The sequence below is a fragment of the Curtobacterium sp. MCLR17_032 genome, assembly GCF_003234795.2.
Lineage (GTDB): Bacteria > Actinomycetota > Actinomycetes > Actinomycetales > Microbacteriaceae > Curtobacterium.
Genome location: NZ_CP126268.1, coordinates 930,452 through 943,692 on the forward strand (window position 1 = coordinate 930,452; position 13,241 = coordinate 943,692).

The following is a 13,241-nucleotide window of genomic DNA, read 5'->3' on the forward strand; positions in this document are numbered from 1 at the left end:
ATCCGACGTACTTTCGTTACGAGCCCGGCGGGGCGACGACATGTACCGGAAACAAACGAGGCCCTATGGTGGCCTCCATGATCCGCTTCCTGGCGCGTCGATTCGTGTACTACGTCGTGCTCGTGTTCCTCGCGACCTCGCTGACCTACTTCCTCGCGTCAGCGACGTTCAGCCCCCGTTCCGTCTACGCCCAGCGGAACCCTGCGCCGTCGGCACAGGTCATCGACGCCAAGCTCGACGACATCGGCGTCAACGACAAGACCCCCGTGGTGATCCGGTACGGGCACTGGCTCGACGGGGTCGTGCACGGCGACCTCGGCCAGACGATCCAGGACCGTTCGGTCAACGACCAGTTCTTCCCGCGGCTGGGGGTGAGTCTCCGGCTGCTGGTCGTCGGATCGATCGCCGGCATCGTGCTCGGCGTCCTCGTCGGCGTGTGGAACGCGATCCGGCAGTACAAGATCTCGGACCGGGTCAGCGCCGCGATCTCGATCGTCCTGTTCTCGACACCCGTGTTCCTGACCGCGGTCATCCTGAAGATCAGTGCAACGAAGCTGAACCAGGACGCCGGCAGCCAGCTCATCAACTTCACGGGCGAGGCGACCCCAGGACTCGACGGGTCGGCGTGGACGCTGCTCGTCGACCGCGGCGCGCACCTGCTGCTCCCGACGATCTCGATCGCGCTGGGCCTGATCGCCATCTACAGCCGGTACCAGCGAGCAACGATGCTCGACGTCCTGGGTTCGGACTTCCTCAGGACCGCCCGGGCGAAGGGGCTGACGCGGGGACGGGCCACGTTCAAGCACGGCCTGCGTACCGCGCTCATCCCGATGACCACGCTCTTCGCCTACGGGTTCCTCGGCATCCTGACCGGCGCGACCCTGACCGAGAAGATCTTCGCGTGGAACGGGCTCGGCTCGTGGTTCATCGACGCGGTGAACGGCAACGACGTCAACGTCGTGACGGCGTACACGCTGTTCGCCGCGGTGGTGGTGCTCATCTCCGGGTTCCTCGCCGACGTCGCGACCGCAGCGCTGGACCCGCGCGTCAGGAGGGCATGACATGACCGACACCCGGATCGAACCCGTCGACCCCTCGCTCATCGCGAAGAGCGACACCCCGGCCCGCCCGAAGCGGCAGGGCAACCGGTTCCTGCAGACAACACGACGGCTGTTCATGAACCGCGGCGCGGGCATCGGCGTCATCGTCATCGTGCTGCTGTTCGCCTTCGCGTTCCTCGGCCCGCTGGTCAGCCCCTGGCAGTACTCGCAGATCGACTACACGGCGTTCACCCGGCCGCCGAGCGCGACGCACTGGTTCGGCACGAACGGCATCGGCCAGGACGTCTTCTCCCAGACGGCCCGCGGCATGCAGAAGAGCCTGCTCATCGGCCTGCTCGTCGCCGTGTTCTCGACCGCCATCGCCGCGATCACGGGCGCCGCCGCCGGGTACTTCGGCGGCTGGGTCGACCGGATCGTGATGTTCTTCGTCGACATGCTGCTCGTGCTGCCGTCGTTCCTCATCATCGCGATCATCAGCCCGCGCATCCAGAACGCCGGATGGATCGTCCTGGTCGTGCTCATCACGCTGTTCGGCTGGATGATCACCGCTCGCGTCGTCCGCTCGATGACCCTGTCGGTCAAGGAGCGCGAGTTCGTCCGCGCCGCCCGGTACATGGGGATCGGCCCGTTCCGGATCATCTTCCGGCACGTCCTGCCGAACGTGGCGTCCTTCCTCATCATCGACGGCACGATCCAGGTCGCGACCGCGGTGCTCGGTGAGACCACCCTGAGCTACTTCGGCTTCGGCGTGCAGTCGCCGGACGTCTCGCTCGGCACGCTGATCGCCCAGAACCAGGACAACGCGCTGACCAGCCCGTGGCTGTTCTACTTCGCGGCCGGCGCGCTCGTGGTCTTCGCGATCGCGGCGAACCTGATCGGCGACGGGCTGCGTGACGCCCTCGACCCGACCTCGACGACCGGCAAGCGTGAGAAGCGCAACCGCCGTCGTGACCAGAACCAGGCGGCCGTGGACGTGGCCGCGTTGAACACACAGGCCGGTTCCGGCGCATGACCGCCGCACTGACGACCGGGGAAGCAGCATGAGCACCATCACGAACGGGTCGGCCGCGACGCCGACGACCAGCACCGAGCCGATCCTGCGGGTCCGTGACCTGCACGTCCGCTTCCCGACCCCGCGGGGGACCGTGCACGCGGTCCGCGGCGTCGACCTGGAACTCCGCCGTGGCGAGGTCCTGGGCATCGTCGGCGAGTCCGGGTCCGGTAAGTCGGTGACGAGCCTGGCCGTCCTCGGCCTGCTGCCCGACACCACGAAGGTCACCGGCTCCGTCCAACTCGACGGCGATGAACTGCTCGGTCGCTCCGACAAGCAGATGAGCCGCCTGCGCGGTGACAAGGTCGCGATGGTCTTCCAGGACCCGCTGTCCGCGTTCACGCCGGTGTACACGATCGGCGACCAGATCGCCGAGACCGTCCGCCTGCACCGCGGTGCCTCGAAGGCCGAGGCCCGGGCCCGGGCCATCGAGCTCCTCGGGCTCGTCGGCATCCCCGAGCCCGCCCGCCGCGTCGACGCCTTCCCGCACGAGTTCTCCGGCGGCATGCGGCAGCGCGCCATGATCGCGATGGCGATGGCGAACGACCCGGACGTGATCCTGGCCGACGAGCCCACCACGGCACTCGACGTCACGATCCAGGCGCAGATCATCGAGGTGCTCCGGACCGCCCAGCGCGAGACCGGCGCCGCCCTGGTGTTCGTCAGCCACGACCTGGGTGTCATCGCGGGCATCGCCGACCGGATCGCCGTCATGTACGCCGGTCGGATCGTCGAGACCGCGACCGCCGAGGAGCTGTTCGCCCGGCCACGCATGCCGTACACGATCGGGCTCATCGGGGCGCTCCCGCGGCTCGACGCCACCGACCGGTCGCCGCTCGTGCCGATCCCCGGGTCGCCGCCGTCGCTCATCGGCCTGCCGGACGCCTGCCCCTTCGCGGCGCGCTGCCCGCTCGTCAGCGAGGTCTGCCGGTCGACCGAGCCGGTCCTCGCACCGCCGGTCGGCATCGGGGTCACCGCCGTCGACGCCGCTGCGGGCCTCGACACCGCCGACGCCGCAGCTGCCGGCCTCGGCGCGGCCGCCGCTGGGGCGCCGTCGCACGCCGCCGGCCACACCGCCGCGTGCCACCGCACCGCCGAGGTCGCCGCCGCGCACGCGGACGCCGGCCGGATCTTCTCCCTGCCCGTCATCCCCGAGCACGCCGCCGCGGTGGCGGCGTCCCGCACCGACCGCGAGCCCGTCGTGCACGTCGAGGGCCTCACGAAGACCTTCCCGCTCGTCAAGGGCGCCGTCTTCCGCCGCAAGGTCGGCGAGGTCTTCGCCGTCGACGGTGTCGACCTCGACATCCGCCGGGGCGAGACCCTCGGCCTGGTCGGCGAGTCCGGCTCCGGCAAGTCGACGACCCTGCACCAGCTGATGGACCTCGAGCGTCCGGAAGCGGGCACCGTCGAGCTGTTCGGTGAGTCCCTCGCGGACGCCACCGCACGCGGCGTGGCTGGAACCCGGGCACTGCGGCAGCGCATCTCGATGGTCTTCCAGGACCCGTCCGCCAGCCTCGACCCGCGCATGTCGGTCTACGACGTCGTCGCGGAGCCGCTCCGGGCGATCGGCGCTCCGGCCTCCCGGATCGACGAGCGCGTGCCGGAACTGCTCGGCCTGGTCGGACTGCGGGCCGCCGAGGCCGACCGCTACCCGCACGAGTTCTCCGGCGGGCAGCGGCAGCGCATCTCCATCGCCCGAGCCCTCGCGGTGGAGCCCGACCTGATCGTCCTCGACGAGCCCGTCTCGGCCCTCGACGTGTCGATCCAGGCCGGCGTGCTCAACCTGCTCGCCGAACTCAAGGCGCGCCTGGGGCTGTCCTACCTGTTCGTCTCGCACGACCTGTCCGTCATCCGGCACGTCGCCGACCGCGTCAGTGTCATGTACCTCGGCCGCACCGTCGAAGAGGGCGCGGTCGACGAGGTGTTCGAACGCCCGATGCACCCCTACACGGCAGCGCTCATGTCCGCCGTGCCGGTGCCGGACCCCGTCGTCGAGCGGGCCCGCACGACGATCCTGCTGCCGGGCGACCCGCCCAGCCCGACCGAGCGGCCGACCGGCTGCCGGTTCCGCTCGCGCTGCCCGCTCTTCGCGATCCTGCCCGAGGCGGAACGTCGCCGCTGCGAGACGGACGAACCGGAGAAGGCGCCCCGTCGTGGCGAGGACGTCGACCACCGGGCGGCATGCCACTACCCGGAGAAGGTCGCCTCGATCGCGGCGTAGCCAGCGGCGGACGGGAGGCGGTGCGCACGTCGTGCGCACCGCCTCCCGTCCGTCCGTGGTCGGGTGCCGTGCGTCCGTGGCGCTGCTCAGATCTTCGGTGGGCTGATGATCGGCGAGTCCCACGTCGGCGGTTCCGGGTACTCGCCGGGTCGCGAGGACGACGGGTGCCGTCCGCCGGCGCGGCCGCCCACGGCTTCGGAGAGTGCGTCGGCGTCGTTCGTCCAGAACAGGTCGCTGAAGACGTCGAGCGAGTAGTGACCACTCGGTTGGACGAGGTACTGGATGCGCCAGCCGTCGTCGGTGTACCCGTCGAGGTAGTAGGTGTCCGTGATCCGCTCGACGTGGTGGCCCCAGCCCTTCGCGGCGAAGTGGTCGATCAACGGCTCGAGATCGGACCGTGATCCGTGCGCACCGTCCGGGTCCCAGGACCGGCCTGACTCCAGCGCGTACGTGTTGTGCGTGTCGGCCCCGGCCAACGGGCGTATCCCGTCACCGCCGATCTGCGGGATGGCATCGCCGCCGTTCCAGTGCCACTCGCCAACGGAGAGCTGCCGTTGCGCGTCCGCGAGGACCTGCTGCATCGTCCGGTAGTGCTCGCGGTACCGGTCGAACTCCTCCTGCAACGAGAGCGCGGCGACCTCCTGCCGTGTGAGTCCTCCGGCGTCGTGCTCCATGGTTCCTCCTCCGGACGTGCACCCGGCAGCCAGTCCGACCGTCAGGACGACGGCGACGATCGTGCGGACCGTCCTGCTCCAGGCCGTCATCCGGGCCTCCCGGTCGCGATGATCTCGATGATGTGACGCTGCGCCGTGGCGTCGGGTGACAGGTACCCGACGCCGGTCGGCGGGTACATGTCGTGGCCGGTGACCGATTCCGTCCCGGGCCCGGCCTCGGACGAGAAGACGTGGACGCCCGGGAGGTCACGAGGGTCGGTCCGGCCGATCCGGCCGAGGCGCGCCGTGTGGTCCTGTTCGCCCTCCGTGGCGAAGACCTGGCGGACGTTGAGGTGCTCGGGCCGCGTGTCGTCCGTGAACCCGACCGAGCCGTAGGTGACGACGGCGTCGACCCGGTGCCGCGTCTGCGCAGCCGCTTCGACCGCCACCGCAGAACCGTACGAGTGTCCGAGCACCGTGAGGCGTCCCGGAGCGTTGCCGTGCCGGCTGTCGCGGACACCGTCGACGAAGGACGCGAGCTCGACGCCGCCGGTGACCGCGCGTCGGTGCGCGGGGACCTCGACGAGTTCCGGTGCCCGGTAGCCGATCCAGGAGACGACGGCGAAGGACGACGCCGGGGCGAGCCGAACAGCGCCGCGCAGCAGACCGGCGGCGGCACGGACCTGCCCGTCCGTGCTGTCGAGCGTCGTGGTCGCGCCCGGCACGTTCACCGTGACGTTCGAGGCCGTGTCGAGGTCCCCGAGCGACACCGCCGCCACGAGTGCGCCGTCCGTGGCGCCGAAGCCGACGAGCTGCGCGACCGCGGCGGAGGGTGACTCCAGCTCCTGCGCGAGACGGTCCGCCCGCCGCACGCCCTTCCACAGCGCCGCGACCTGCTGCCGGAACTCGTCCATCGTCACGGCGCCGTGCGTGTACCGCAGGCCGAGCATCCGGTACACCCGCTCCGGGTTCCCGAGCGCTGCTCGCAGCACCGCGCGCGAGGCGATGTCACGCGCCGCAGCGGGGACACCGTCGAGGTTCGCGATCTGCAGCGTCGTGGTCAGGGGGAGTGCGCGCAGGTCGTGCTCGGACAGCCCGAGCTCCGACCACGCCGCCGCGACCTCGGCCGAGGTGACTGCCGGGTCGAACACCCGCTGGAGTCCGGTCGGCAGCGTCGACGTCCCGGCGACGTCGAGCACGCCGTCCGCCAGGGACACCCCGCTGCCCGCGGCCGCGAAGGCGTTCGCGATCCGACGCACCCAGGCGGTGTCCTCGACGTCCTCGGCGAGGTGGTCCCCGAAGCCGGCGACCAACGTGGCCTCGTCCACCGGCACCCAGGCGCACCGCGCGGTGAAGCCGGCCCACGCGTTCCGGACTCGGTGGAGGTCCTGTTCGGTCGCAGCGTCCTGCACGCCGGCGGAGACGCTGAACTCGCGCAGCCGCCGCGGGTCAGCCCCACTCCGACCACCAGCGCCACTCCGGCCGCCGCCCGCGTCGCCGCTGCCGCTCTCGCTGCCGCTGCCGCTGGCGCTGCGCTGCCGTGGCCGTGCGCGGAAGGCCGCGGACACCGGGGTCGGGCGCACCGGGGTCGCCGACGGCTCGGGGTCCCAGGCGCCGCTCGCCCAGTCCAGGACCGACCCAGGCGGGACGCCGACGGCGACCAACGCGTGGTCTCGTCGCCGTTCGCGTTCCTGCCAGGCGACCCGGGCCTCCAGTCGGTGACGCTCCTCGTCAGCCTGTCGGGTGACGACGTGGAGCTGGACCGTCAGGTCCTCGAGCGCCCTCGTCAACCGGCCCCGGTCCTCCGACTCGATCGTGCGCGCCGCCGCGAACAGCCGGGCGTACGCACCGTGGAAGTCCTGCAGCGCGCGCTCGGCGCTCGCTCGTCGGCCGGCGCCGCTGGCTCGGAGGCGCAGCGCCACGTCCGTCAGGCACGCGATCAGCCGTGACACGGCCACGTCGTCGAACTCGATCCCCATCGTTCCCCACATCGCTCGGAGCAGTGTGTGGAACGTAGCATTTTATCCGGGCGGCCTCGAAGCCGTCAGGATGTCTGTGGAGAAGTCGGTCCCCGGTGTCAGGAGAAGAGGGACGGGAACGCGCGCGCGACGAACGGGTACCCGACGAAGACGGTGGCGTCGAGGAGCACGTGCGTGATGACGAGGGGCAGCAGGCGTCCCCACCTCGTGTAGATCCAGCCGAAGACGACGCCCATCACCGCGTTGCCGACGAACGCGCCGAAGCCCTGGTACAGGTGGTAGCTGCCGCGGAGGACCGCGGTGGACAGGATGACCTGCCACCGCCCCCATCCCAGGTCGCCGAGGCGCGAGTACAGGTAGCCGACGACGATCACCTCTTCCTGCAGCCCTGAGCGGACGGCGGACAGCAGGAGTACCGGGATCGTCCACCAGTACGAGCCGAGGGCGGCCGGGTCGACGGCGACCGTGATGCCGAGTGCCCGACCCGTGAAGTACAGGGCGAGTCCGGGGATGCCGATGCCGAGGGCGATGAGCGCCGCGCCGCCGAGGTCCGGACGGACGCGGAAGCGGTCGATGCCGAGTCGGCCGAGGTGCGGGCGTGACGAGCTCCAGAGCAGCATGCAGACCAGCGCGACCGGCGCCAGGTCGGCCGCGATGCCCAGCAGCTGGCGGGCGAGGTCGACGTACTGCACGGTCGTCGTCGAGGTGTTCAGTGCCGTCGACTGCTGCCCGAGCGGTGTCGTCTGGGACAGGTCGTCGATGATCTGCAGGACCGAGTAGAGCGCACTCGCGCCCAGTGACAGCATGAGCACGATGGTGATCTCGGTCCACGTTCGCCGACGGCTCATACGCTGTACTCCCTCTGCTTGCGAACTACCGGTAGACTGGCGAGTCGGGCATGGTCCCGAAATCCGTCGGGCACGGTCCCGCACCTCGGGCTGGTCCCGAGAACACCTCGGGCTCGGCCCGGGAACCCTCGGGAACGGCCCGAACCCCGGGCACTCGCCCGATCATCTTCCGAACACAAAAGGATGTCCTGTATGGCGCTCGCCACTCGGTCCGACCTGCGCAACGTCGCCATCGTGGCACACGTCGACCACGGCAAGACCACCCTCGTCGACGCGATGCTGACGCAGACCAACTCGTTCGACGCCCACTTCGAGGGCGAAGACCGCATGATGGACTCGAACGACCTCGAGCGCGAGAAGGGCATCACCATCCTCGCGAAGAACACGTCGGTCCTCTACAACGGCAAGCACGCCGCCGAGTTCGGCGCGGGCGGCCCCATCACGATCAACGTGATCGACACCCCGGGCCACGCTGACTTCGGTGGTGAGGTCGAGCGCGGCCTCTCCATGGTCGACGGTGTCGTCCTGCTCGTCGACGCGTCCGAGGGCCCGCTGCCCCAGACGCGCTTCGTGCTCCGCAAGGCGCTCGCTGCCAAGCTCCCGGTGATCCTGCTCGTCAACAAGACGGACCGCCCGGACTCCCGCATCGACGAGGTCGTCTCGGAGAGCCAGGACCTGCTCCTCGGTCTCGCCTCCGACATGTCGGACGAGGTCGACGACCTCGACCTCGACGCGATCCTCGACGTCCCGGTGGTCTACGCCTCCGGCCGAAACGGTGCCGCGTCGCGCAACAAGCCCGAAGACGGCACGCTGCCCGACAACGACGACCTCGAGCCGCTCTTCGAAGCGATCCTCCAGCACGTCCCGGCCCCGACGTACGACGACGAGCACCCGCTGCAGGCGCACGTCACCAACCTCGACGCGTCGCCGTTCCTCGGTCGTCTCGCCCTGCTCCGCATCTTCCACGGTGAGATGAAGAAGGGCCAGACGGTCGCCTGGGTCAAGCACGACGGCACCGTCGTCAACGCCCGCATCACCGAGCTCCTCATCACCAAGGCACTCAACCGCTTCCCGGCCGAGTCCGCGGGCCCCGGTGACATCGTCGCCGTCGCCGGCTTCGACACGATCACCATCGGTGAGACCCTGAGCGACCCCGAGGACGTCCGTCCGCTGCCGACCATCACGGTCGACGCGCCGGCGATCTCGATGACGATCGGTACGAACACCTCGCCGCTCGTCGGCAAGGTCAAGGGCCACAAGCTCACCGCCCGCATGGTCAAGGAGCGCCTGGACCGCGAGCTGGTCGGCAACGTCTCGCTCAAGGTCGTCGACATCGGCCGCCCGGACGCCTGGGAGGTCCAGGGTCGTGGCGAGCTCGCACTCGCCATCCTGGTCGAGCAGATGCGTCGCGAGGGCTTCGAGCTCACCGTCGGCAAGCCGCAGGTCGTCACCAAGCGTGACGAGAACGGCAAGCTGCAGGAGCCGTACGAGCACATGACCATCGACACGCCGGAGGAGCACCTCGGCGCCATCACCCAGCTCATGGCCGCCCGCAAGGGCCGCATGGAGAACATGGTGAACCACGGCACCGGCTGGATCCGCATGGAGTTCATCGTGCCGTCGCGTGGCCTCATCGGCTTCCGCACGTCCTTCCTCACGGAGACGCGCGGCACCGGCATCGCCAACGCGATCTTCCACGGCTACGACGAGTGGGCCGGTGCGATCCAGACCCGCATCAACGGTTCGATCGTCTCCGACCGCTCCGGTGTGGTCACCCCGTTCGCCATCACGAACCTCCAGGAGCGCATGTCGTTCTTCGTCCAGCCGACGGAAGAGGTCTACGAGGGCATGGTCATCGGCGAGAACTCGCGCGCCGACGACATGGACGTGAACATCACCAAGGAGAAGAAGCTCACCAACATGCGTTCGGCCAACGCCGACACGTTCGAGTCGATGACGCCGTCCCGGCAGCTGTCGCTCGAGGAGTGCCTCGAGTTCGCCCGCGAGGACGAGTGCGTGGAGGTCACCCCGGACGCGGTCCGCATCCGCAAGGTCGAGCTGGACGCGTCGGCTCGCCAGCGCTCCTACGCGCGCCTCAAGCGCCAGGACGCGTAAGCCACACCCTGGAGGCCCGTCCTCCGTCCCACGGCCCGGTCACCGCTCGCAGGTGGCCGGGCCGTCGGCGTCGGGAGACACGGTCGGGAGATACGGTGGACGGGTGACTCTCGACCTGCTCTCCATCTACCAGGACCTGCACGCCCACCCGGAACTCGGCTTCCAGGAGCACCGCACCGCGGGCGTCGTCGTCGACCGCCTGACCGAGATCGGCGGCATCACCGTCACCACCGGTGTCGGCGGGACCGGCGTCGTCGGGGTCCTCGAGAACGGTGACGGACCGGTCGTCTGGCTCCGCGCCGACATGGACGGGCTGCCCGTGCAGGAGCGCACCGGCCTGCCCTACGCCAGCACCGCCCGCGCGACGGACGAGGACGGCAACGAGGGCCCGACCATGCACGCCTGTGGGCACGACATCCACGTGACGTGGCTGCTCGGCACCCTCGAGCGCCTGGTCGCGACCCGCGCGGACTGGAGCGGCACCGTCGTCGCGGTGTTCCAGCCGGCGGAAGAGGTCATCTCCGGCGCCCGCGCGATGATCGACGACGGACTGGTCGAGCGCTTCCCGAAGCCCACCGTGGTCCTCGGACAGCACTCGGCCCCGGCTCCGGTCGGCGTCGTCGCCGTGGGGTCCGGCGCCGTGATGGCGTCGAGCGACCGCTTCACCGTCACGTTCAACGGCCGCGGTGCCCACGGGTCCGCGCCGCAGGCGTCCCTCGACCCGATCGTCACGGCGGCGTCGGCGGTGGTCCGACTGCAGACGATCGTCTCGCGCGAGGTCGGCCCGAGCGACGCGGGTGTCGTCACCGTGGGCTCGTTCCACGCCGGCACGCGGCCGAACATCATCCCGGACACAGCCGTCATCGAGATCTCCACCCGGGCGCGCAACGAGGAGACCCGCGCCGCGATCATCGCCTCGATCGAACGGATCGTCCGCGCCGAGAGCGACGCCGGGGGACTGGCCGCCCCGACGATCGAGCGGGCCCCGGGCGCCGACGTCCTGGTGAACGACGCCGACCAGGCCGCGGTCGTGCTCGAGGCCGTGCGGGCGGTCGTTCCGCACGCCGTCGACATGGAGTCCGGGCTGGCGATGGCGTCCGAGGACGTCGGCCAGCTCGCCACCGCCGCAGGGGCCCCGATCGTGTACTGGTTCACGGGCATCACCGACCCGGAGCTGTTCCGTCGCGGCGAGGACATCCCGAGCAACCACTCGCCGTTCTACGCGCCGCAGGCCGACACCGCGATCCCGGTCGGGGTCGACGCCCTGGTCGCGGCAGCCCGGGCGACGCTCGACTGACGGGCCGCGGCGTCGGGCTGCCCCCGGCGCGGATGACCCGGCGCCGATGACCCCGGCGCCGATGACCCCAGTGCGGGTCATCACCCAGCCGATGCTCGACCAGTTCGAGGTCGGGGCGGTTACGGTACCGGCATGCGTCACCCGATCCGCACCTCCCTGACCGCCGCCGTCGCTGCCGGTGTCGCCCTCGCCGGCCTGAGCGGCTGCTCCACTGAGACGCTCACGCAGGCGACCGACCTCGGTTCGTCCGTGGCGTCGAGTGTCTCCGAGTCCGTGCAGGGCATCGACGGCGCCGCCATCCAACAGGGCATGGCGAAGGTCGCCGGTGGCATCGACGGCGCCCTCGACACCGCGCTCAAGGGCACGAAGGTGACGAGCGACGGACAGGTGCCGCAGGGCTTCCCGTCCGCGGCCGTCCCGCTCGTCGACGGCACCGTGCTCGGCGGGGGAGCAGGACCCGCGGGCTCCGGGTGGGTCGTGCAGGTGCACACGTCCTCGGTCGACGACTTCGCCCGGGCCGCGCAGCAGCTCGCGGACGCCGGTTTCACCAAGTCGGCCGAGCGTGCCGACTCGTCGAGCGCCTTCGGGCTGTTCCGGAGCGACGACCACCGCGTCGTCGTGACCTTCTCGTCCGACCACGACGGTGGCGCCACCGCGACGTACATCGTCACACCCCGCTGACCTCCGCTCCGTCCGACCGCTCACCTCCGCTTCGTCCGGCCGCTGCCCGGACGACGTCCCGTACGCTTGCAGGTGATGTCCACGGTCACACGCCCCGAGCGCGTCCTCTTCGTCCACGCGCACCCCGACGACGAGACGCTCGCGTCCGGCGGCACCATCGCGACGCTGCTCGAACTCGGTGCCCACGTGACCGTCCTGACGGCCACCCGTGGTGAGCGCGGCGAGATGCTCACCAGCGAGCTCGCGCCGTTGGCGGGGGACGGCCTCCGGGTCGCCGCGCACCGTGAGACGGAGATCGCCGCGGCCCTGGCTGCCCTGGGCGGGCCTGCGCACCTCTGGCTCGGCGGTCCTGGTGCCCGGCCCACGGACCTCCCGGCACGGCGCTACACGGACTCCGGCATGCAGTGGGGGCCGGACGGCCGGGCCACCTCGGCCGGCGACGCCCCCGCGGACTCGCTCACCCGCGCCGACCTCGGCGAGGTCGTCGACGACGTCCGCGCCGCCATCCGCTCGACCGGCGCCGACGCCGTCGTCAGCTACGGCGACGACGGCGGGTACGGCCACCCGGACCACCTCCGCATCCACGCCGCAGCCCGGTACGCCGCGCAGGCCGAAGAGGTCGCGTTCTCGATGATCGTGGACGCCGACTCCGGGCTCGCCGACCTCACCGTCGACGTCCTGCCGGTGCGCGGGCGGGTGCGAGCGGCGCTCGAGCAGTACCGCAGCCAGGTCGCCGTCGACCCCGCCGACCCGCAGGACCCCGCGTCGCTGTCGTACGTCATGCCGCACGGCGTCCGGCACCAGGTACCCGCGGTCGAGGCCTTCCGGCACGACGCGCCCCCGGCTCCGGCCGCCCCGCAGACCTACGCCGAGATGTCCGGGCAGGGCAAGGCCACCGCGGTCGTCGTGGCCGCCGTGGTGGGTGTCCTCGTCGGAGCCCTCGGCACGATCACGCACCAGCAGACCGTCGAGATCGGCTCGTGGAGCACCGCCCCGATCGGCATGGTCATCACCAGCCTCATCGTGATCGGCATCGTCGTCGGAGTCCGGCTGCTGTACCGGTCGCGGTTGCTCGTCGCGGCGGTCGGCATCGGGATCATCCTCGCCACCCAGGTGCTCGTCGCCGTGGCCGGACCGACCTCCCCGCTGGTCCTGGCGAACGCCGCCGGCTACGTGTGGACGTTCGGTCCGGCGGTCGTCGCGATGCTGGTCCTCGCCTGGCCCGACCTCACCGGGCTCCGTGCCCACCCGCCGACGAACGGGCAGCGCCCGACGGGCGGACAGCAGCCGTCCGACGGGGCGCGGTCCGTGGTCGCAGCCCCGCACGAGTAGGCT

10 protein-coding genes are annotated in these 13,241 nt (G+C 71.0%); 7 read left to right on the forward strand and 3 right to left on the reverse strand.

Annotated elements, in window-relative coordinates; translation table 11 throughout:
• Nucleotides 1-77 precede the first annotated feature (77 nt).
• Genes DEI97_RS04440 through DEI97_RS04450 form a run of 3 tightly spaced genes read left to right on the forward strand, consistent with a single transcriptional unit; the run spans nucleotide 78 to nucleotide 4,333 of the window.
• A complete protein-coding gene (locus DEI97_RS04440; protein WP_111075731.1) occupies nucleotides 78-1,061 on the forward strand; it encodes an ABC transporter permease in 984 nt (327 codons plus the stop codon).
• Nucleotide 1,062: 1 nt separating this feature from the next.
• Nucleotides 1,063-2,073 carry an ABC transporter permease gene (locus DEI97_RS04445; RefSeq protein ID WP_111075674.1) on the forward strand — a complete coding sequence of 337 codons (1,011 nt, stop codon included), beginning with the start codon at nucleotides 1,063-1,065 and terminating at the stop codon, nucleotides 2,071-2,073.
• A 28-nt stretch (nucleotides 2,074-2,101) separates the two neighbouring features.
• Nucleotides 2,102-4,333 carry a dipeptide ABC transporter ATP-binding protein gene (locus DEI97_RS04450; RefSeq protein WP_111075673.1) on the forward strand — a complete coding sequence of 744 codons (2,232 nt, stop codon included), beginning with the start codon at nucleotides 2,102-2,104 and terminating at the stop codon, nucleotides 4,331-4,333.
• Between the two features lie 86 nt (nucleotides 4,334-4,419).
• Here the strand turns inward: DEI97_RS04450 and DEI97_RS04455 are convergent, their stop codons facing one another.
• The 3 genes from DEI97_RS04455 to DEI97_RS04465 form a co-directional block, all read right to left on the reverse strand.
• Nucleotides 4,420-5,007: a hypothetical protein gene (locus DEI97_RS04455; protein ID WP_146248195.1), complete on the reverse strand. Its 588-nt coding sequence runs from the start codon at nucleotides 5,005-5,007 to the stop codon at nucleotides 4,420-4,422.
• A gap of 86 nt (nucleotides 5,008-5,093) precedes the next feature.
• Nucleotides 5,094-6,965, reverse strand: a complete 1,872-nt coding sequence (locus DEI97_RS04460) for an alpha/beta hydrolase (protein ID WP_111075671.1) — start codon at nucleotides 6,963-6,965, stop codon at nucleotides 5,094-5,096.
• A 98-nt stretch (nucleotides 6,966-7,063) separates the two neighbouring features.
• A complete protein-coding gene (locus tag DEI97_RS04465) occupies nucleotides 7,064-7,813 on the reverse strand; it encodes a CPBP family intramembrane glutamic endopeptidase (protein WP_111075670.1) in 750 nt (249 codons plus the stop codon).
• A 192-nt stretch (nucleotides 7,814-8,005) separates the two neighbouring features.
• On the opposite strand from DEI97_RS04465, the gene typA reads away from it, so the two are divergent.
• From typA to DEI97_RS04485, 4 genes are all read left to right on the forward strand, one after another.
• Nucleotides 8,006-9,928, forward strand: coding sequence for a translational GTPase TypA (gene typA, locus DEI97_RS04470; protein ID WP_111075669.1), 1,923 nt, complete (start codon nucleotides 8,006-8,008; stop codon nucleotides 9,926-9,928).
• A 103-nt stretch (nucleotides 9,929-10,031) separates the two neighbouring features.
• Nucleotides 10,032-11,225 (forward strand): amidohydrolase, encoded by a 1,194-nt coding sequence (locus tag DEI97_RS04475; RefSeq protein WP_111075668.1) that lies wholly within the window; start codon nucleotides 10,032-10,034, stop codon nucleotides 11,223-11,225.
• A 132-nt stretch (nucleotides 11,226-11,357) separates the two neighbouring features.
• Nucleotides 11,358-11,906: a hypothetical protein gene (locus DEI97_RS04480; RefSeq protein ID WP_111075667.1), complete on the forward strand. Its 549-nt coding sequence runs from the start codon at nucleotides 11,358-11,360 to the stop codon at nucleotides 11,904-11,906.
• A gap of 75 nt (nucleotides 11,907-11,981) precedes the next feature.
• Entirely contained in the window at nucleotides 11,982-13,238 is a 1,257-nt protein-coding gene (locus DEI97_RS04485; RefSeq protein ID WP_111075666.1) for a PIG-L family deacetylase, read from the forward strand.
• Nucleotides 13,239-13,241: the final 3 nt, after the last annotated feature.

Excerpts from the sequence above, each read along its gene's own strand:
- typA (WP_111075669.1), top strand. The coding sequence starts at position 8,006 with ATGGCGCTCGCCACTCGGTCCGACCTGCGCAACGTCGCCATCGTGGCA.
- DEI97_RS04465 (WP_111075670.1), bottom strand. The coding sequence starts at position 7,813 with ATGAGCCGTCGGCGAACGTGGACCGAGATCACCATCGTGCTCATGCTG.
- DEI97_RS04440 (WP_111075731.1), top strand. The coding sequence starts at position 78 with ATGATCCGCTTCCTGGCGCGTCGATTCGTGTACTACGTCGTGCTCGTG.
- DEI97_RS04480 (WP_111075667.1), top strand. The coding sequence starts at position 11,358 with ATGCGTCACCCGATCCGCACCTCCCTGACCGCCGCCGTCGCTGCCGGT.
- DEI97_RS04455 (WP_146248195.1), bottom strand. The coding sequence starts at position 5,007 with ATGGAGCACGACGCCGGAGGACTCACACGGCAGGAGGTCGCCGCGCTC.
- DEI97_RS04460 (WP_111075671.1), bottom strand. The coding sequence starts at position 6,965 with ATGGGGATCGAGTTCGACGACGTGGCCGTGTCACGGCTGATCGCGTGC.
- DEI97_RS04445 (WP_111075674.1), top strand. The coding sequence starts at position 1,063 with ATGACCGACACCCGGATCGAACCCGTCGACCCCTCGCTCATCGCGAAG.
- DEI97_RS04485 (WP_111075666.1), top strand. The coding sequence starts at position 11,982 with ATGTCCACGGTCACACGCCCCGAGCGCGTCCTCTTCGTCCACGCGCAC.
- DEI97_RS04450 (WP_111075673.1), top strand. The coding sequence starts at position 2,102 with ATGAGCACCATCACGAACGGGTCGGCCGCGACGCCGACGACCAGCACC.